We start from the raw sequence: 18,729 nt of genomic DNA, 5'->3' as shown, positions 1-18,729 counted from the left end.
GTCGGTCACGGATTTAACCCTCAAAGTTATTACTGATTCTGTCAATCGTAATAATTGACACCGATACGTCAGGCGCGTCGAGCGGCAGTTTGTTGGTGAGCGGGATGTCGTAGACTGCGGTCGCGCCGAAGCGGTGCGGCGCGTGCGGATCGATGCGACGCTTGTCGAATGCCAGCACGCGCGTGCCGAGTTTGAAGGCCTCGACGATGTCGTGCGTCACCATCAGCACCGTGAGCCCATGTTCCTCCCACAGCCGCAGGATGAGCCGATGCATGTCCTGCCGGATGCCCGGATCCAGCGCGCCGAACGGCTCGTCGAGCAGCAGCGCGCGGGGCCGCGCCATCAATGCCTGGGCGATCGCGAGGCGTTGCTGCATGCCGCCCGAAAGCTGGGACGGATACAGATCGAGCGAATCTCCGAGACCCACCTCGATCAACATCGCCTCGGCTTCCTCTGCCGCGCGCCGCCGGGCGGCACCGAAGAGGCGCGCAGTGAAAGGCGCCTTCGCGCACTCCTGTCCGAACATCACGTTGCGCAGGGCGGTCAGGTGCGGAAACACCGAATAGCGCTGGAAGACCACGCCGCGATCGGGCCCGCATTCGGGGGTGAGGATCTTGCCGTCGAGCAGGATGTTGCCACGGCTGGGGGTTTCCTGACCCAGCGCAAGCCGCAGGAAACTGCTCTTGCCCGAGCCGGACGGGCCGACGATCGAGACGAAGCTGCGCTCGGCGATGCCGAGATTCACGCGCTCGAGCACGATCTTCTCGCCATATTCGAGCCAGACATTGTCGAAGGCGAGGAGGTCGCTCATCGCTGGTCCTGATGCGCCCATGCGAACGCGCGACGGCTCAACTGCAGGAGCAGCACATCCGTCAGGATCGCGAGCAGCGAAATCCAGGCGACATAGGGAATGATGACATCCATCGAGAGATAGCGGCGGACGAGGAAGATCCGGTATCCGAGCCCGACGTCGGACGCGATCGCCTCGGCCGAGATGAGGTAGACCCAGGCCGGCCCCAGCGACAGGCGAAGTCCCGCAATCAGGCGCGGGAGCGCCTGCGGGAGGGCGACGCGCAATGCCAGCTGCCAGCTGCTCGCGCCCAGCGTCTGCGCCTTGACCAACTGCTCCTGCGGGAGTGCCGCGACATGCGCGGCGAGGTCGCGGATCAGGAAGGGAGCCACGCCGATCACGATCAGCGCGACTTTCGCCGTCTCACCGAGCCCGAAGGCGATGAAGAGGATCGGCAGGAGTGCGATCGGCGGGATCACCGCGACGGTCGTGACGAATGCCCCGAAGGTCGCGCGCGCCGCGGGCAGGACGCCCAGCACCATGCCGACGAGCAGCGCCGAGAGCGCGCAGATGCCGAGCCCGAGAAAGAGTCGATCGAGGCTCGCGGCCGTGTCCGCCCAGAAGATGATCCGGCTGCTCAGCGGATCCGCCTCGAAGAGCAGGCCACGCATCGCGTCCGCCATCGCGGCGGGCGTGGGGAGTACCTTGTCCGAGGCATTGGCTGCGTGGCGGGTCGCCGAAGCGATCAGATACCCGATCAGGGCCACCAGCAGCGGCAATGTTCCGAGCAGGACCGCGGTGCGACGATTTGGCTTGATGTTCACCCAGCGCATCGTGGCGCTCCCTTCAGAGCTTGCCCGCCGCGGCCTGTTCCATGAAGCTCGGATCGAAGCGCAGCTTCACATTGTTCGGGTTGCCGAGGGTCTTTCCCGGCAGGCTGATGCCGACGGCGTCGGCCGATTTGGCGCCGGTGCCGAACAGGCCCTTCGAAAAGCTGAAGTCCCGCACCTTGATCATCGTATCGGCGAGTGCAGGCGATTTGAGCGCGGCCACGGCGTTCTGCGGCGTGGCATAGAAGTGCGTGGTGGTGAGCTGCGCATCGAATGCCTGCGGGCTCGATCCGGCCATCTTCGCCATCTCGGCACGAGCCGCGGCGCCCGCAGCGTCCTTCCGCTGCATGAGCGTGATCGTCTCGTACCATATGCCGGCCAGTGCCTTGCCGAGATTGGGGTTGGCCTTGAGCGTGGCAGTGTCGATCGCAAGCAGGTCGAGGATTTCGGCGGGCACCTGATGCGAATCGAAGACCAATTTCGCGTTCGGCATCTTGGCGAGTTCGGTGAGCTGCGGGTTCCAGGTGACCGCGGCGTTCGTGGCGGAATTGGCGAAGGCGCCGACGATGTCGGCGTCTGACGTGTTCACGGTCTTCACGTCGGAAAGCTGGAGCCCGGCGGTGGAGAGCGCGCGCGCCAGCAGATAGTGCGAAACCGACAGTTCGACGAGGTAGACGGTACGCCCCTTGATGTCCGCCAGGCTCGACGCGTTCTTCAGGACCACGCCGTCATTGCCGTCCGAATAGTCGCCCAGGATGATCGCGCTCGTGTCCTTGCCGCCGGCGGCGGGGATGGTGAGCGCGTCCATATTGGTGACGGTGACGCCGTCGAGCTTGCCGGCGTTGAACTGGTTCACCGACTCGACATAGTCGTTGACCTGCACGAAGTTGATTTTGACGCCGTATTTGTCGGCCCATTTCTTCACAATGCCGGCTTTCTGGGCGTAGGGCCACGGCATCCAGCCGGCATAGATCGACCATCCGATCGAGAAATCATGTCGCGGTGCAGCATTTTGTTGTGCACCGCCACCGCATGATGTGGTGAGAAGCAAGGCTGCGGCTGCAGCCGCCAAACCTGTTTTGGACATCCAGTTTGCCATGGTTCTTCCCTTGCTTCGCGCCGCGCGCCCCGAAACGCCCGGAAACCGTGGGATGCACATTGCCGCCGATATTACGTTTGCGCAATCCAGTAATAAAATATATATCGAGCCGATGAGACGTGTCACCGCATTTTATGATGCTGCAATGCGTCATTTGCGCACTATCCGAGATGGCCCTGCGGTTCGGTCGGCGCTCGATCGCCTGCGGCGCCGAGGATAGGCTGCACGATGGCACATGTGTCCCGATGGATATTGTCAGGTGCGGCGGTCGTCGTCGTCAGTCTGATCGGGGCGTTGTTCATCATAATGCACGGCGCGCGCCGAAAAGCGCGGCAGGAACGCCTGTGCCAGACCCAAATCCTCCAGGATGAGATCGCCGCCCATCGGCTGACCCTTGGCGAACTCGCGCGCGCGAAGGAGGCGGCAGAGGCTGCCAACGCCGCCAAAACCCGCTACCTTGTTGCGGTGAGTCATGAAATCCGTTCGCCGCTCAATGCCATTTATGGCTATGCCCAGCTTCTCGAGCGCGAAGATGCCATTCCGCCGGTCGAGGCAGGCAGCGTAATCCGGCGCTCCGCGGAGCATCTCACCAATCTCGTCGAAGGTCTGCTGGATATATCGCGGATCGAGAGCGGCGTGCTCAAGCTGCGGCAGGACGTCGTTCGCCTGCCTGCTCTTCTCGATCAGGTCGTCGACATGTTCCGCATGCAGGCAGCGGCCAAAGGCCTTTCGCTCGAATACAAGGTCGAGGGCCGGCTGCCGCCGTTCGTCCGCACCGACGAGAAAAGGTTGCGGCAGGTCCTCATCAACCTGCTGTCCAACGCCATCAAATATACCGACAAAGGCGGCGCGACCCTGACGATCCGATATCGCAGTCAAATGGCCCAGATCGACGTCACCGACACCGGCATCGGAATCGCACCCGAGGATCTGGAAAGGATCTTCGAGCCGTTCGAGCGCGGTGTTTTGCCCGATTCAGCGATGCAGCCCGGGATCGGCCTCGGCCTGGCTATTACCCGTGTGCTCGCGCGGATACTCGGCGGGGAAGTGACGGTGTCGAGCGAGGTTGGCCGCGGCAGCAGCTTCCGCCTCCAGATGCTGTTGCCCGAACCGATGGTCGCCCCGACCTGGGCGCCGGCCTATGAGCGCGTGACCGGCCATAGCGGGGATCGCAAGACGATCCTCGTCATAGACGACGATCCCTCCCAACTCATCGTCGTGCAGCGTCTGCTGCTGCCGCTGGACTTCCTGGTTTTCGCGACGACGAGCCCTGCCGAGGGGCTTGCGCTGGCCGAGAGTTGCGCTCCCGATCTGGTCTTGCTCGACATCCAGATGCCGGGCTGCAGCGGGTGGGAGATTGCCGAGCGGTTGCGCGCGACCCTCGGCCGGCCGCTGCGGATCGTCATGGTTTCCGCCAATGCGCATGAATATCGCGCGGGCGGCGACGGCCAGAGCCACCACGACGCCTTTCTTTCCAAACCGGTCGATCTCGATGCGTTGCTGGATATGGTCGGTCGGCAGCTCGGTGTGGATTGGATCGCGTCCGGTGACGGTGAGGTCGAGCGCACGGCGGGCCCGTCTTCCGGCCCGCTTCCCCGTGCCGCCGAACCCTATCTCGTGAGCTTGCGGCACCATGTCAAAACCGGTCATGTCCGCGGCATCGAAAAGCTCCTCGCCGAGCTGGAGGCCGAAGTGCCGGACAGCGCCGGGGCGGTTGCCGAGATGCGGCGACACCTGGACGATTTCGACCTGCGCGGGCTTGCCCGGAGGCTCGGCAATGGCGACTAGCCCGGGAACCGGAACGCGCGCGACGATCCTCGTCGTCGACGACACGCCGGAATCGCTGCGCTTCCTGACCAGCACGCTCGAGCATGCCGGCATGACCGTCCTGATCGCGGTCGACGGGCTCGCCGCGCTCGAGCTGCTTGAACATGTCACGCCCGATCTGGTGCTGATGGATGCCGTGATGCCCGGTCTGGACGGCTTCAAGACCACGCGCCGGATCAAGTCGGACAGCCGCTTCCACCATCTGCCGGTGATCTTCATGACCGGACTGACCGAGACCGAGCATGTCGTGCACGGGCTGGAGGCGGGCGGAGTCGATTATGTCCACAAGCCGATCGTGGTCGACGAATTGCTGGCGCGCGTATCGGTACACCTTGCCAATGCCCGCGTCGCGCAGGGCAGCCAGCTCGCGCTCGACACCGCAGGCCGACCGTCCTTCGCGATCGACGAGACCGGCGCGACCATCTGGCTGACGCCCCTGGCGACTGCGACGATCGAGCGGCTATTCCCCGGCTGGGCGCCGCGCGACGGCCGGCTGCCGGAACAGCTTGCCGCAACGGTCAGGCCCTTGCAGCAACCCGGTGTGCCGCCGGGAGCCCAGGCTTCGTTCAAGATCGATCAGGGCGCAGTGGAATGCACGTTCCTGCGCCAGAGCAGCGCCGACGAGTGGCTGTTCCGGCTGACCGAGAGACGCGAGGGGGATGCCGAGCGCCTTCTGGCCGAGCGGCACGGCCTGACGTCGCGCGAGGCCGAGGTCCTGGTCTGGATCAGCCGCGGCAAGCAGAATCGCGAGATCAGCGAAATCCTGCACATCAGCCCGCGGACAGTGAACAAGCATCTGGAGCAGGTCTTCGAGAAAATGGGTGTCGAGAATCGTGCCTCTGCCACCGCGATCGCGGTCGCCACGCTCTCGCAATAGGTCATGACAGGGGCCTGGCAGAGCATGAGGGGAGCCCTGAGCGCCGCGGGGCGAGCCGTGCTGGAGGGGGGCGATTTCGCCGGCGCGCGCCGCCTGGCGGCGGTCCGCATGTCGGAGGCGTCCGGCAAGGCGGAGGCATATTTCCTGCTCGGTATCGCAGATGCCGAGGCGGGCCGGGTGCAGGACGGAATCCACCAGATCGAGCAGGCGGTCGCGATCGCGCCGCATGGCGAATATCGTGCGCAACTCGCGCGCCTCTACACGCTCGTCCGCCGCGACGGCGAGGCCGCGGCCACACTCCGCGCGGCCGAGGCCGCACCGCCCGCGGATGCACTCGGTCGCGACACGATGGCCTGCGTCTATGCGCGCCTGGGCGATCATCAGGCGGCGCTTCCGCATTTCGTTGCCGCGGTCGATCTCGCGCCGGAGAACGACCAGTTCCGCTACAATCATGCGGCGACCTTGAGCTTCCTCGGCCGCACCGAGGAAGCCGAAGCGGTGGTCGAATTGATCCTCAGCCGCGCGCCGAACGATTCGAGGGCCCATCATCTGCTGGCCGGGCTGCGGAAGCAGACCCCCGCGCGCAACCATGTCGAGCGGCTTCACTCCGTGCACGGCCGCGCGTCGCTGGGGCGTGACCGTCTGCTGACGGGCTATGCGCTCGTGAAGGAGCTCGAGGACGTCGGTGATTCGGAGGAGGCGTTCGAGCGCCTCGTCGCGATCAACGGCGCGCACCGTGCGACACTCGCTTATGATTTCACGCGCGATGCCGCGGTCTTCGATGCAGTCGAAGCGGCGTGGCCCGTCGCCGCACGGGCGCCGGTGGGGGAGGGCGCGCCCGAGGCGCCGATCCTCGTGATCGGCATGCCGCGCACCGGCACGACTTTGGTCGATCGCATCCTGGCATCGCACCCCCAGGTCGAGAGTGTCGGCGAGCTTCAGGCCCTGCCGCTCGCGTTCAAGGCCGCGGCGCAGACGCGCAGCCGCAATGTCCTCGATCCCGAGACGATCCTGGCCGCCGCCGGGCACGATGCGGGCGCGATCGGCCGCGACTATCTGGCGCGCGCAGCCCATCACCGGCGGACCCCGGCGCTGCGCTTCGTCGACAAGTTCCCGGGCAACTTCTTCTATGCGGGAATCGCGGCGCGCGCGCTGCCGAACGCGGCGATCGTCTGCCTGCGGCGGAATCCGATGGACGCGATACTCGCCAACTTCCGTAATTTGTTCGCGATCGGATCGCGTTACTATGACTATAGTTACGATCTTTTCGACATCGCCGCTTATTATGCGCGATTCGATCGGCTGATGGCGTTCTGGCGCACGGCACTGCCGGGCCGCATCCTCGAGCTCAGCTACGAAGAGCTGGTCGAGGACCAGGAGGGGGAGACCCGCCGGTTATTGGCCCATTGCGGGCTCGACTGGTCCGATGAATGCCTGAATTTTCATGCTAATTCCGCTGCGGTGTCGACGCCGAGCGCCGCGCAGGTTCGCCGTCCGATCTATCGGGATTCCGTGGCGCGCTGGCGCAAGCATGCTGACGCGCTGGCGCCGGTGCGCACCTGGCTGGAGGCGCAAGGTATCGCCGTCGACTGAGCCGCGCACCAGCGATCGGGCCGGCACCCGCGATCAGGCGCCGGACCCGAACGCTGCCGGCCGCCTCAGCGCGATGCCAGCTGGTTTGCCGTGGCGCCGTTGGCGGCCGTAGCGGCCGCGATACGCGAGCGAATGTTGGCGATCACGTCCGCGTGGCAGGCCCGCGCCTGGGCGCCGAGCGCGAGATGGATGGAACTCATCCCCTCGCCGCAGACCGTATTTGCCGCCTGATCCATCCGGATCGCGAGACGCTGCTGGCCCTCGACGCTGGTGAGATCGAGCCCGCGCAAGTCGAGCACTGCGCTGTCTGCCGAAAAGGGATTGTCGCGGGGCGCCGCGAAGGCAGGCGCTGCCATCATCAGCGCGGCGAGCGCCACTATGCCGATCTTCATCATCATCTCCTGCGTCTGTTCTGCCCAGCCGCTCTCCGGCGATCAGGTCACGGCCAATTAGTGCTGGCCGACAGTCGTTGCAAGTAAATAATGAGTATTACTAAATAGAATATCAGTATGCGCTTACTATCAAACTTGCGAGTTCGATCCGCTTGCCGAGCGCGCCCGGCGGCAACGTAACGGTTTCCATGCTCTCGCCGCCGCTCCGTGCGTCGGTCAGGGTCACCGTCAGCCTGCCGTCATCGGCACTCGCCCAGTCACGCGCCGTCGTCAGCGGCACTGTCGCGCGCCAGGAGCGCTTGCCTTCGACCATGAGGGGACGGCCCGCCACCCGGACCGCCACTGCGGTATGGGGACGGCGGCCAGAGATGCGCAGGCAGGTCGCGTCGCCGCAATGGACCAGCCGCGCCTTTGGTGCGGCGACGGCACTCTCCGGAATCGCAACCATTGCGAGGCCCAGAAACAAGCAGAGGGTTCTCGATGCGGGCCGGGTCCGGGCGGAGGCAACCATCACGGTCGGATACGGGTCCCCGCCTCACGGCGGTATGGGCAGTTTGACGTAGGGCGCGCCGCCTGCCGATCCGCTTACGTCAAACACCCCATGTCACAGGGTCGTTATTATCGTTTAGCATATTCGTAATACGCGAAAGCTCGAAGCAAGCCGACGCAAAGGAAGGATGTCGAAGGAGGCGCTCGGGATCATAAAAAGCAAGGGGTAGAAGATGGGACGACTTTCTCGCACGGGCTTGCTTTGCGCGACCGCGCTCGTGAGCGTCGCCGCCGCTCCGGCGCTGGCGCAGGAAGCGTCCGCTCCGGAACAGGAGGCATCTTCCGGCTCCGCTACCGCGAACGAGATCGTGGTGACGGGTAGCCGCCGGCGGACCACGCTCCAGGATGCCCCGATCAACATCAGCGCGGTATCCGGCGAGGCGATCGAAAGCCTGCGGCTCGACGACATCCGCGCGCTGGGCAACTTCACGCCCGGCGTCACGATCGCGGATACCGGCCCGGCATCGACGGGTGAGATCATCCTGCGCGGCATTTCGTCCGGCGACACCAGCGTCAATGGTTCCAACTCCAACGACGCGGTCGGCGTCTATCTCGGCGAGGTTCCGCTCTATCTGGACTTCAAGCTGATCGACATCAGCCGCGTGGAAGTGCTGCAAGGACCGCAGGGTACGCTATATGGCCTCGGCACGCTCGCGGGCGCGGTGCGCTATATCCCCAATCGGCCCGATACGGAGCGCTTCTCGGTCGATGTGCATGGCCGCGGCTACGCGCAATCGCATTCGGATGATTTCAGCGGCATCGGCGATATCGCCGTCAACCTGCCGATTCTGAAGGATCACATCGCGTTCCGGACCGCGACGGGCTATTACAGCAATGCTGGCTTCATCGATTACAATTATCTGCTGAAGCAGCCGGGCGTCTCCGATCCCCAGCCGGTCCGCGCATCGGGCGGCTCGACGGGTTCCCTTGGCGGCCCGGCCGACTATCTCGCCAATTTCAAGCGCGCCGAAGACGTGAACTATGAGCATACGTTCACCACGCGCAACCAGCTGCTGCTCGAATATAATCCCAATATCAGGGCGTATCTCACCTACGCCCATCAGAGCACCAAGAGCGGTGGCCGCCAGGCCAACGGTGCCGGCGTGCTGGGCACCGGGAAATATGAAGGACCGTGGCGCTATCTCGAACCGTTCGATCGCAAGTCGGATCTCTTCTCGGCCGAAATTTACGTCAATCTCTTCAACATCGCGCAGCTTGTCAGCACCACTGCCTACACGAAGCAGACCATCGACAATACGGACGACAATACCGATCTGCTCCTAGATCTGGACTATGGTTACGAAGCGTTTCCCGAGTTTTCCTCCTACGCGAACAACAGGCGGAAGTATAAGCAGCTCAATCAGGAGGTGCGGCTCGTCTCGACCCACGGCGGTCCATTCAACTGGGTAATCGGCGGGTTCTACAACCGCCTGGAATTTACTTCCGACCGGCACGAATACACGCCCGGTTTTGCGGAATCTTCCGTCTATTGGGGTGTCAATCGCCCGGACAACCTCGAATATATCTCCATGGTCGACAGCAAGAACGTCGAGAAGGCGGTGTATGGCGAGGCCACGCTGCACCTGACCAAGGCGTGGCAGGTGACGGGCGGCATTCGCTACTTCAAATATGATGCGGATGTCGCCGGTGGCTCCGCGCTGCCGCTTCTGGGGAGCGGCGTCGCCCCGTATCCATCGACGACGATCCTCCCGAAGCGGATCCGGACCGGATCGACTGGCAAGGACGGCGTCGTTTGGAAGGCGAACACTTCCTACAAGTTCAGCGACAATCTGCTGGCCTATTTCACTTATTCGACCGGCTATCGCATCGGCGGAGTCAACCGGGTGGTGCCCTGTGTCCTGCCGCTGGCGCCCGGCCAGAATCTCTGCGCGCTGCCCAATGAACTGGTCTATGGGCCGGACAAGACACGCAATATCGAACTGGGCGTGCGCGCCAGCCTGTTCGACAAGCGGCTCCAGCTGACGCTCAACGGCTATCATATCGCGTGGAACGGCGTGCAGGTGCCGAGCCAGACGGTGAATGGCGCGATCGGCATCACGGTGAACGGCGCTAATGCCGTCTCCAAGGGCTTCGATTTCCAGGGCGCGCTCAAGATCACGCCGAACCTCAGCCTGCTCGGCACCTATTCCTATGTCGATGCACACTTGACCGAGGATGTGGAGGGGCTGGTGGTCAGCCAGGGCGTTCGCTACGACGCCTCCGCGGGCGACAGGCTGCCTGGATCGGCCAAGAATTCGGCCAGCGGCCAGCTCATCTACAGCTATCCGCTGGGCGACGGACGCAAAATCGAGGCGACCTGGGCCACCATCTATCGCGGCGACATCTATTCGCGCGTGGGGCTCCAGGGCAACGGCGAGAAAATCCCGGGCTATGTCACGCACGGCGCTTCGCTGAACTACATCACCGAGCGCTTCGAGATCGGGCTGTTCGCAGACAATATCTTCGACAAATATGCAGTGACTGCGATCAGCAATGACATCTCGTCCCACAATCAGGTCCGCACCGATGTGGTCGAGCGCTATTACGCCCGCGGCGTGCTGACGCCGCGCCGCGTGGGTATCGACTTCCGCATTCACTATTGAGCGACCGCCGGCCCGTGCCTGTCGACAGCAATCTGCTTGCGATCGAGGAACGGGCCGGCGCCATCGCCGGGAGCCCTCCTTTCGCTGACGTGACCGGAGCAAATGCCATGAAGAAGATCCTGTTCAGCTACATACAGCCGGCGATGGTCGTGGCGGTCCTGTTCTTCTGGGCGTTCGTTCCCAAGACCTGGGTCGAAAACGCCTGGACACTCACCATTGGCATATCGCTCACGACGCTGTTCGTTCTCGGGCTCGAATGGCTCAACGAACGGCATGCCAGCTGGCGCCTGACGAAGAAGGAATTCTTCACCGACCTCTTCTACATGGTCCTGAGCATGACCGCGATCGCGTGGGTTACTGCCCGATTGGCCGAAGATCCGTTAATCGCAGCAAAGCACGCACTGGGCATCACCACGGAATGGGCCATGCATCTGCCCTTCGTCGTGCAGGTGGCGCTGGTCGTCTTCCTGGTCGAGTTCGGCCAGTATTGGATGCACCGGCTGATGCACAATTACACGCCATTCTGGCTGACGCACGCGCCGCACCACCACATCACCCAGCTGAATGCGATGAAGGGCGCGGTCGGCAATCCGATCGAACTCTTCCTGATCAGCCTCAGCGTGGTCGCATTGTTCGATCTGCCGCTGGCTGCCATGTTCTGCGCCTTCCACGTCCTCTCCGTGATATCGACCTTCGCGCACGCCAATACGCGGTGCGACCCGCCCCGGTGGTATGCGTTCTTCTTCACGACGATCCAGAACCACAGCCTGCATCATTCGGTGGGGTATGAAGAAACCCGCTGCAATTATGGGAACTCGCTGATCCTGCTCGATCGCATCTTCGGCACCTTTCGCGACGGAGAGGCCGAGCTGGTGGGCCAGGACGAACGCCGGCGCCTGTCGATCGGCGAGCAAATGCTCTTCCCGTTCCAGCCGCTGATCGCGAAGATCAGGGCGAGACGGGGTTACGCCTAGACTGCGCCCAACCGGGCCGATGCGGATGGACGTCGCCGTCCGCTATTTTTTGGATATCGATCTGGAGGCGTTTCCTGATGATCATCGGGTGTTTGAACAGGAATCGGGTCGTCATGGCGATCGCGGGAGGCCTTGCGCTGGTGTCCTCTGCCGCTTCCGCCCAGGAGGAGCGAGTACTCAACGTCCCGGGATTCGCCGATTTCCTCGCGGTGGACGGATCATCGGTCTGGGCGACCAACAGCGGACGGGTCGAGCGCTGGTCGAACAAGCGCAAGCTCGCGGAAGTCACGATGACGCACCCCTGCGGCGCAATGGCAGTCGCGTTCGGCTCCTTATGGGTCGCCGACTGCAAGGACGGGACCCTCAACCGGATCGATCTCAAGACGGCGCGGAAAACGGCCGTGATCGCGACCGGCATCGCCAATCCCAAGGGTGAACTGAATGTCGTGGCCGGCGCCGGATCGGTCTGGGTGGCGAGCGACGCCAAGGGCGTCATCGCCCGTATCGACCCGGCCAGCAACAGCGTGACGAGCTCGATCCAGGTCGATCCCGGCACTTATTATCTGTCATTCGGTCTCGGATCTTTATGGGCCGTCAGTGCCGAGCATCAGAGCCTCCAGAAGATCGATCCGCAGACCAACGCGATCGTCAAGCGAACGGCCTTGGGCCGGGAGCCCGGCTTCCTCGTCGCCGGGGAGGGCGCGGTCTGGGTTCAGGAGCAGGGAGACGGGACATTGGCCCGGATCGACCCCGAGACCGGAGAGATCTCCGGCCGCGTGAAGGTCGACGAGACGTTGAAATACGGGGATATCGACGCAGGCGGCGGCAAGATCTGGCTGCGCACCACTGCGGGCCAGACGTTCGTCGTGATCGATCCCCGGACGCTCGCCATTCGCGCGCGGGTCGGAAAGGGAACCGGCAGCGGCGCCCTGCGATATACGCGCAAGGGCGTGTGGACGACATCGCATGACGTTCACACGCTATCCTGGTGGAAGAAGCCTGCCCGTATCGGGAAGTGAGGCGCCCGAAAGCAGTCCTCGTGGTGCGCCGTTTTCCCGACCAGCTTCCTATCGTATGTAGGATTTCGTCTGGTGCACTCCGGGCGCGGCCGCGAACGGCCGTCGCTCTTTGGAACCTCGTGCAACGGTCTTCCGTGCGTGCACGAAAGTTTCCGAGTTGCGCAATTTTATGAGCGAATCTGCGGGCAAAGTGCGAAGTTAAGCCCGTGAAGTCCTACCAGACGCGGACGAATCGCCGTCTCCGGGGCGCTCAATCCGGATCGGTCTCCACCGCCGCCGCCGCCGGCACTTCCTCCGGCACCCCGTTCAGCGCCCGCGCCAGCTTCTCCCGATCCAGCGCACCTTCCCAGCGCGCCACCACCACCGTCGCCACGGCATTGCCGATGAAGTTGGTCAGGCTGCGGCATTCGCTCATGAAGCGGTCGACGCCCAGAATCAGCGCCATGCCTGCGATCGGCACTTTCGGCACGATCGCCAGCGTCGCGGCGAGCGTGATGAACCCCGATCCGGTGACGCCCGCCGCGCCTTTCGAGCTCAGCATCGCCACGCCCAGCAGCGCGAGCTGCTCGCCCAGGGTCAGCTGAACGCCGGTCGCCTGCGCGATGAACAGGGCGGCGAGGGTCATGTAGATGTTGGTGCCGTCGAGGTTGAACGAATAGCCGGTCGGCACCACCACGCCGACCACTTCCTTGTCGCACCCTGCGCGTTCCATCTTCTGGATCAGCGCGGGCAGGGCGGCTTCGGACGAGGAGGTGCCGAGCACGAGCAGCAATTCGGCCTTGAGGTAGCGGAGCAGCTTGAAGATCGAGAAGCCGTTGAGCGCCGCCACTGTGCCGAGGATCACCAGCACGAAGATCAGGGCGGTGAGATAGAAGGTCCCGACCAGCGCGCCGAGGCTCCACAGGCTGCCGAGGCCGTATTTGCCGATCGTGAACGCCATCGCCCCGAATGCGCCGACGGGCGCGGCCCACATCACGATCGTCACCAGCCGGAACACGACCAGGGCGATTCGCTCGAGCATGTCCGTAACGGGCCGGGCAGGTGCGCCGACGAGCGTGAGCGACACGCCGAACAGCACCGCCACGAACAGGATCTGGAGGATCGAGCCGCTGGTGAAGGCCGAAACCAGCGTGGTCGGAATCACCGAGAGCAGGAAACCGGTGAGTGTGGTCTCGTGCGCCTTTTCCTCGAAGCCGTGCACCGCCGCGGCGTTGAGCGTGCGCGGATCGACGTGCATGCCCGCGCCCGGCTGGACGACATTGGCCACGATCAGCCCGACGATCAGCGCCAATGTCGAGAAGAACAGGAAATAGACGAAGGCCTTGACCACTACGCGGCCCAGCGCCGCGAGCTGGTGCGATCCCGCGATGCCGGTCACCACGGTAAGGAAGATCACTGGAGGGATGATCATCTTGACCAGCGAGATGAATCCCTCGCCCAGCGGCTGCAGGCTCGCCCCGAACGCCGGCGCGAAGGTGCCGACCGCAACGCCGGCGATGATGCCCACCAGGACCCAGAAATAGAGCAGCCGCCAGAAAGGCTGTTTCTGCCCGTGCTCTGCCGTGGTCGGCCCCATCCTAATTCCCTTCGCGTCTTTTCTATGCCGATCGCGGGTCTGCCCCAAACGGAAAAGGGCGCCCCCTTGCGGGAGCGCCCTTCCTAACTCTCAGCTCCGATCCCGTAGGACCGGAACGCCGATCAATGCGCGTTCGCGTCAGCGGCGTCAGCGGCATTCTCTTCGACGTCGGCAGCGTTCTCGAGCACGTCCGCGGCAGCGGCGTTGCTGGTGTTGTCGGCTGCGTCGTCATAGATCGCGGCGTTCGCCTCGTGGCTGTCGGCGACGTTCTCGGCAGTGGTGTTGGTGGTGCCGCCGTTGCAAGCCGCGAGCGACATCAGGCCGGCGGTCGCAGCAACAATGAGGATCTTCTTCATGTGGGTTGCTCCCATGGAACATTAAACGTTTCGCACCCGGCCCGAATGCCGACGCGAAGGTGCTGAAATAGCGGTCGTTGCGTTTCCGTCAATCGCAAATGCGTCGAACCGCAAAAATTCTGCCACTTTTTTGCCCGATTTCGGACATTCGAGCGCCTTGCGGTGCGAGAGGGTCAGTGTCCGGCGGGCGGCACCTTGCCGATATCCTCGGGCGCATTTGCGACGATCGCGAGCAAGGCGGTCCAGGCTGCCACATTCTGGCGCAGCTGCTCGGGATCGATCTTGTCGAGCGTATCGTCGGGCGTGTGGTGATAGTCGAAATAGCGCAGGCCCGACTGGCCGAGGTCGATCCCCGCGACGCCGGTGCGCAGCACCGGGCCGACATCGGTGCCGCCGCCGGCGTTGCCGCGCCCGCGCGAAATGCCAAGCGGCGTCAAAGCGACGGCGAGCCGATCGCCGACCGCCTTGGCGCTGTCGGGCAGGTTGGTCTCGAATTTCCACACCCGATCGGCGCCGAAATCCGATTCGGAGGCGAAGACGTGGCGCTCGCCCGCATGCGCCTTGGCATAGGCCTCGCCGCCGAACCCGCCGACTTCCTCGGCGCCGAACCAGACGACGCGGATCGTCCGGCGCGGCTGGCCCGCGTCCATGATCCGCTTGGCGGCCGCAGTGGTGATGCCGACGCCCGAAGCGTCGTCGATCGCGCCGGTGCCGAGATCCCAGCTGTCGAGATGCCCGCCGATCAGCACGATTCCGGCATTGGGGTCGCTACCCGGCACATCGGCGATGACGTTGCCCGATTCGGCCTCGCCCTTGAACTCGGGCGTGACGAGGAGCTTGAGCCGCACCGGTCCGCGTTTGAGCAGCCGCTCGAGCTGATCGGCATCGGGGAGCGACAGCGCCGCCGCGGCGATCGGCTTCACGCCCTGCGTCCAGTTGGTCACGCCGGTGTGTGGATTGCGGTGATGGTCGGTGCCGATCGATCGGATCAGGATCGCGGCAGCGTTCTTGGTCGCGGCGAGGTTCGGTCCCGCGCGGCGCGCGCCGCCGAACGCGCCATATTGCGAGCCATCCTGCGTCGGCGTCATCGAATGGCTGACGAACACGATCTTGCCCTTCACGGCTTCGGCCGGCGCGGCCTCCAGATCGGCGAGCGTCGGGAAAAAGGCCACTTCCGCCTCGACGCCCTTGGCTCCGGTCGATCCCGAATTGCCGAGCGCCGCGATCGTCAGTTTCTGCGCGGAGGCGCCGAGCACTTCGGCTTTTTCCTCGCCGCGCACCCAGACGGGCATCCTGTAAGTCTCGATATGGACGTTCTGGAAGCCGAGCGCGGTCAGCTTCTTCACTGCCCAGGCGCGTGCCCGCGCCTCGGCCTCGGTCGCCGCCAGCCGCTGCCCCACTTCGGTGGTCAGCCCCTCGGTGATCTCCCAGGCGAGATCGTCCTTGAGCGCCGCATCGCGCAACGCCGTCACGTCATGCGTCTGCGCCAGCGAGGGAAAGGGAAGGGCGAGCGCGGCGGCGGCCGCGAGCAGGATGCGCTTGGTCATGGGATGCGTTGCTAGCCACCCCCGTAACGTTTGCCAATGGTTCGCGTGTTTCCTTTTTGTTTCCATCGCGGCCGCGTTGCCATTTGGCGCTTCGATCGCTACATCGCCGCCAAACTTCCAGCATTTCCCAGATACCCATCGGAGACCCTATCGTGGCCGCCCAATATGCCTTCGTCATGAAGGACATGACCAAGACCTTCCCCGGCGCTCCCAAGCCGGTGCTGTCGAACATCAACCTGCAATTCTATCAGGGTGCCAAGATCGGCATCGTCGGCCCCAACGGCGCCGGCAAGTCGACGCTGATGAAGATCATGGCGGGCGTCGACAAGGATTTCACCGGCGAGGCATGGCCGGGCGAGTACATCACCGTCGGCTATCTCGAGCAGGAGCCCCAGCTCGATCCGACCAAGAACGTGCTCGAGAACGTCAAGGAAGGCGCGCGCGCGACTGCCGACCTCGTAGACCGCTTCAATGCGATCTCCGCCGAGATGGGCGATCCCAAGGACGACACCGATTTCGACGCGCTGATGGAGGAGATGGGCGATCTCCAGGCCAAGATCGACGCAGTCGATGGCTGGACGCTCGATAACCAGCTCGAAGTCGCGATGGAGGCTTTGCGCTGCCCGCCGTCGGACTGGCCGGTCGAGAATCTCTCGGGCGGCGAGAAGCGCCGCATCGCGCTCACCCGGCTGCTGATCCAGAAGCCGTCGATCCTGTTGCTCGACGAACCGACCAACCACTTGGATGCCGAGAGCGTCCAGTGGCTCGAAAACCACCTCAAGGAATATGCCGGCGCGGTGCTGATGATCACCCACGATCGCTATTTCCTCGACAACGTCGTCGGCTGGATCCTCGAGATCGATCGCGGCAAATATTTCCCGTATGAGGGCAATTACTCGACCTATCTCGAGAAGAAATCCAAGCGCCTCGAGCAGGAGGAGCGCGAGGAATCGAGCCGCCAGACCGCGATCAAGAACGAGCTCGAATGGATCCGCCAGGGCGCCAAGGCGCGCCAGACCAAGTCCAAGGCGCGTATCGCCAAGTTCGAGCAGCTGGTCGAAACGCAGAAGAATCGCAAGCCGAGCGGCGCCCAGATCGTCATCCAGGTGCCCGAGCGTCTCGGCGGCAAGGTCATCGAGGTGGAGAACATCTCCAAGGCCTATGGCGACAAATTGCTGTTCGAGAACCTCTCGTTCACGCTGCCCGCGGGCGGTATCGTCGGCGTGATCGGCCCCAACGGCGCCGGCAAGTCGACTTTGTTCAAGATGATCACCGGCCAGGAGAAGCCCGACAGCGGCACGATCGAGATGGGCTCGACCGTCCGCTTGGGCTATGTCGACCAGAGCCGCGATCATCTCGATCCGAAGAAGAACGTCTGGGAAGAGATCTCCGACGGGCTCGATTACATGAAGGTCAACGGCCACGACGCCTCGACCCGTGCCTATGTCGGCGCGTTCAACTTCAAGGGCGCGGATCAGCAGAAGAACGTCGGCAAGCTCTCGGGCGGCGAGCGCAATCGCGTTAACATCGCAAAGATGCTCAAGCGCGGCGGCAACGTCCTGCTGCTCGACGAGCCGACCAACGATCTCGACGTCGAGACGCTGGGCGCGCTGGAAGAGGCGATCGAGAATTTCGCGGGCTGCGCGGTGGTGATCAGCCACGATCGCTTCTTCCTCGATCGCCTCGCCACGCACATCCTCGCTTTCGAAGGCAACAGCCATGTCGAATGGTTCGAAGGCAATTTCGAAGCCTATGAAGAAGACAAGCGCCGCCGCCTCGGCGACGCCGCCGATCGGCCTACGGCATTGTCGTACAAGAAGCTGACGCGCTGATCGCCTGACGCGCTCTTCCCCCGCGGGGAAGAGCGCGTCGAGATTTTCCGTCGGCACGAACTTAGAAGCGCCGCGCGATCCCTACGTAGAGTTCGACATCGGGGCTCGCCTTGTTCAGCCCGGCGACCGCGCCGGCATCGAACTGCAGGTCGTTCTGCGGCTGCCAAGCGAAGGACAGGCCTGCCAGCTCTTCGGTCGAACTGCCCGACGGATCCTCGTCGCGCACCGCCTCGATTTCGAGCGCGCTGCTTATCGACTTGGTCAGCGCGGCGCTCAGCCCGATCACGCTGCCATAAGCGAAGTGCCGCCCGCGCCGGTCTTCGTCGACAGCCGCGTCGATTTCGGGCGTCAGCGCGATGCCGAAGGTGTCGTTCAAGCTGTAGCTAACGGGCACGATCAGTCCCGCGGCCCAGTCTCCCGCGCCGATCGCGGCGCCGCCGGCGGGAAGCGTGGCATAAGGCATGACCGCCGCCGAGAAGCCTGATCCGTCCGGATGGGAGAGGTTGCGCCGTAGCGCGAGCATGATGTCGCCGGTGCCGGAGCTGTGCGCGATCGAGCCGGTGACCCTGTCGAGGGTGCGAACCGAGCCCAACGCGGTCCAGCCGGCCTGGACCTCCAGATCGTCGGTCACGCCGTAGCGGAGCAGTACGTTGCCCAGCGTCCAGCTGTCGATGCGTTCGGTGCCGTCCTGTTCGAGCGACCAGTCGACGCTGCCCAATTCGGTCACGATATGACCGCGGTCCACCGAGCAGGCTGGCGTGCCCAGCCCCGGCCGGTCGGGGCAGAGCGGCCGCAATTCCTGGGCGCCGGCAGTGCCGATGCCGGCAAACAGGATTACGGACAGCGCGAGAAAATGCCTCATGAC

The 18,729-nt window shown here is 64.2% G+C and carries 16 protein-coding genes; 7 read left to right on the top strand and 9 right to left on the bottom strand.

All coding sequences use genetic code 11. The annotated features are described in order from the left end of the window. Nucleotides 1-13: 13 nt before the first annotated feature. The 3 genes from ASE13_RS07655 to ASE13_RS07645 are packed head-to-tail and all read right to left on the bottom strand — an operon-like array spanning nucleotide 14 to nucleotide 2,719. Complete coding sequence (locus ASE13_RS07655; protein WP_056613222.1) at nucleotides 14-811, bottom strand: ATP-binding cassette domain-containing protein; 798 nt, start codon at nucleotides 809-811, stop codon at nucleotides 14-16. Continuing rightward, nucleotides 808-1,623, bottom strand: coding sequence for an ABC transporter permease (locus tag ASE13_RS07650; RefSeq protein ID WP_056613220.1), 816 nt, complete (start codon nucleotides 1,621-1,623; stop codon nucleotides 808-810). The genes ASE13_RS07655 and ASE13_RS07650 overlap by 4 nt, the downstream gene beginning before the upstream one ends. A gap of 13 nt (nucleotides 1,624-1,636) precedes the next feature. Beyond that, the gene (locus ASE13_RS07645) at nucleotides 1,637-2,719 is read right to left on the bottom strand and encodes a putative urea ABC transporter substrate-binding protein (protein ID WP_056613217.1); all 1,083 of its coding nucleotides are present in this window, start codon (nucleotides 2,717-2,719) and stop codon (nucleotides 1,637-1,639) included. Between the two features lie 306 nt (nucleotides 2,720-3,025). Here ASE13_RS07645 and ASE13_RS07640 point away from each other — a divergent pair, with 306 nt between their 5' ends. The 3 genes from ASE13_RS07640 to ASE13_RS07630 are packed head-to-tail and all read left to right on the top strand — an operon-like array spanning nucleotide 3,026 to nucleotide 7,016. Further along, on the top strand, nucleotides 3,026-4,507 hold the full coding sequence (locus tag ASE13_RS07640; protein ID WP_235536875.1) for a hybrid sensor histidine kinase/response regulator: 1,482 nt from the start codon (nucleotides 3,026-3,028) through the stop codon (nucleotides 4,505-4,507). Beyond that, complete coding sequence (locus ASE13_RS07635) at nucleotides 4,497-5,423, top strand: DNA-binding response regulator (RefSeq protein ID WP_056613215.1); 927 nt, start codon at nucleotides 4,497-4,499, stop codon at nucleotides 5,421-5,423. Before ASE13_RS07640 ends, ASE13_RS07635 begins: the two co-directional genes overlap by 11 nt. A 24-nt stretch (nucleotides 5,424-5,447) precedes the next feature. Then, nucleotides 5,448-7,016, top strand: coding sequence for a tetratricopeptide repeat-containing sulfotransferase family protein (locus ASE13_RS07630; protein ID WP_056613213.1), 1,569 nt, complete (start codon nucleotides 5,448-5,450; stop codon nucleotides 7,014-7,016). A 65-nt stretch (nucleotides 7,017-7,081) separates the two neighbouring features. On the opposite strand, the gene ASE13_RS07625 is transcribed toward ASE13_RS07630, so the two are convergent. Continuing rightward, the gene (locus tag ASE13_RS07625; RefSeq protein ID WP_200955587.1) at nucleotides 7,082-7,408 is read right to left on the bottom strand and encodes a UrcA family protein; all 327 of its coding nucleotides are present in this window, start codon (nucleotides 7,406-7,408) and stop codon (nucleotides 7,082-7,084) included. 112 nt (nucleotides 7,409-7,520) lie between these two features. Then, nucleotides 7,521-7,856, bottom strand: a complete 336-nt coding sequence (locus tag ASE13_RS07620) for a hypothetical protein (RefSeq protein WP_056613209.1) — start codon at nucleotides 7,854-7,856, stop codon at nucleotides 7,521-7,523. Nucleotides 7,857-8,130: 274 nt separating this feature from the next. Between ASE13_RS07620 and ASE13_RS07615 the strand changes: the two genes are divergently transcribed. The 3 genes from ASE13_RS07615 (at nucleotide 8,131) to ASE13_RS07605 (ending at nucleotide 12,553) form a co-directional block, all read left to right on the top strand. Further along, entirely contained in the window at nucleotides 8,131-10,560 is a 2,430-nt protein-coding gene (locus ASE13_RS07615; protein ID WP_056613207.1) for a TonB-dependent receptor, read from the top strand. Nucleotides 10,561-10,667: 107 nt separating this feature from the next. Continuing rightward, a complete protein-coding gene (locus ASE13_RS07610; protein WP_056614898.1) occupies nucleotides 10,668-11,534 on the top strand; it encodes a sterol desaturase family protein in 867 nt (288 codons plus the stop codon). Between the two features lie 113 nt (nucleotides 11,535-11,647). Continuing rightward, nucleotides 11,648-12,553 (top strand): YncE family protein, encoded by a 906-nt coding sequence (locus ASE13_RS07605; RefSeq protein ID WP_200955585.1) that lies wholly within the window; start codon nucleotides 11,648-11,650, stop codon nucleotides 12,551-12,553. Nucleotides 12,554-12,803: 250 nt separating this feature from the next. Here the strand turns inward: ASE13_RS07605 and ASE13_RS07600 are convergent, their stop codons facing one another. The 3 genes from ASE13_RS07600 to ASE13_RS07590 all read right to left on the bottom strand — a co-directional run bounded on the left by ASE13_RS07600 (nucleotide 12,804) and on the right by ASE13_RS07590 (nucleotide 16,032). Beyond that, the gene (locus tag ASE13_RS07600; RefSeq protein ID WP_056613204.1) at nucleotides 12,804-14,129 is read right to left on the bottom strand and encodes a dicarboxylate/amino acid:cation symporter; all 1,326 of its coding nucleotides are present in this window, start codon (nucleotides 14,127-14,129) and stop codon (nucleotides 12,804-12,806) included. Nucleotides 14,130-14,251: 122 nt separating this feature from the next. After that, nucleotides 14,252-14,485, bottom strand: coding sequence for a hypothetical protein (locus tag ASE13_RS07595; RefSeq protein WP_056613202.1), 234 nt, complete (start codon nucleotides 14,483-14,485; stop codon nucleotides 14,252-14,254). A gap of 173 nt (nucleotides 14,486-14,658) precedes the next feature. Beyond that, nucleotides 14,659-16,032 carry a M28 family peptidase gene (locus ASE13_RS07590; RefSeq protein ID WP_056613200.1) on the bottom strand — a complete coding sequence of 458 codons (1,374 nt, stop codon included), beginning with the start codon at nucleotides 16,030-16,032 and terminating at the stop codon, nucleotides 14,659-14,661. Nucleotides 16,033-16,184: 152 nt separating this feature from the next. Between ASE13_RS07590 and ettA the strand changes: the two genes are divergently transcribed. After that, entirely contained in the window at nucleotides 16,185-17,864 is a 1,680-nt protein-coding gene (ettA, locus tag ASE13_RS07585) for an energy-dependent translational throttle protein EttA (RefSeq protein ID WP_056613198.1), read from the top strand. Between the two features lie 61 nt (nucleotides 17,865-17,925). Here ettA and ASE13_RS07580 read toward each other — a convergent pair whose 3' ends face one another. After that, a complete protein-coding gene (locus ASE13_RS07580; protein WP_056614893.1) occupies nucleotides 17,926-18,726 on the bottom strand; it encodes a transporter in 801 nt (266 codons plus the stop codon). Between the last annotated feature and the right edge of the window lie 3 nt (nucleotides 18,727-18,729).

The sequence above is a fragment of the Sphingomonas sp. Root241 genome, assembly GCF_001428865.1.
Lineage (GTDB): Bacteria > Pseudomonadota > Alphaproteobacteria > Sphingomonadales > Sphingomonadaceae > Sphingomonas.
Note: the sequence above shows the minus strand (reverse complement) of the source record. Positions and strands in the feature narration are given on the sequence as shown.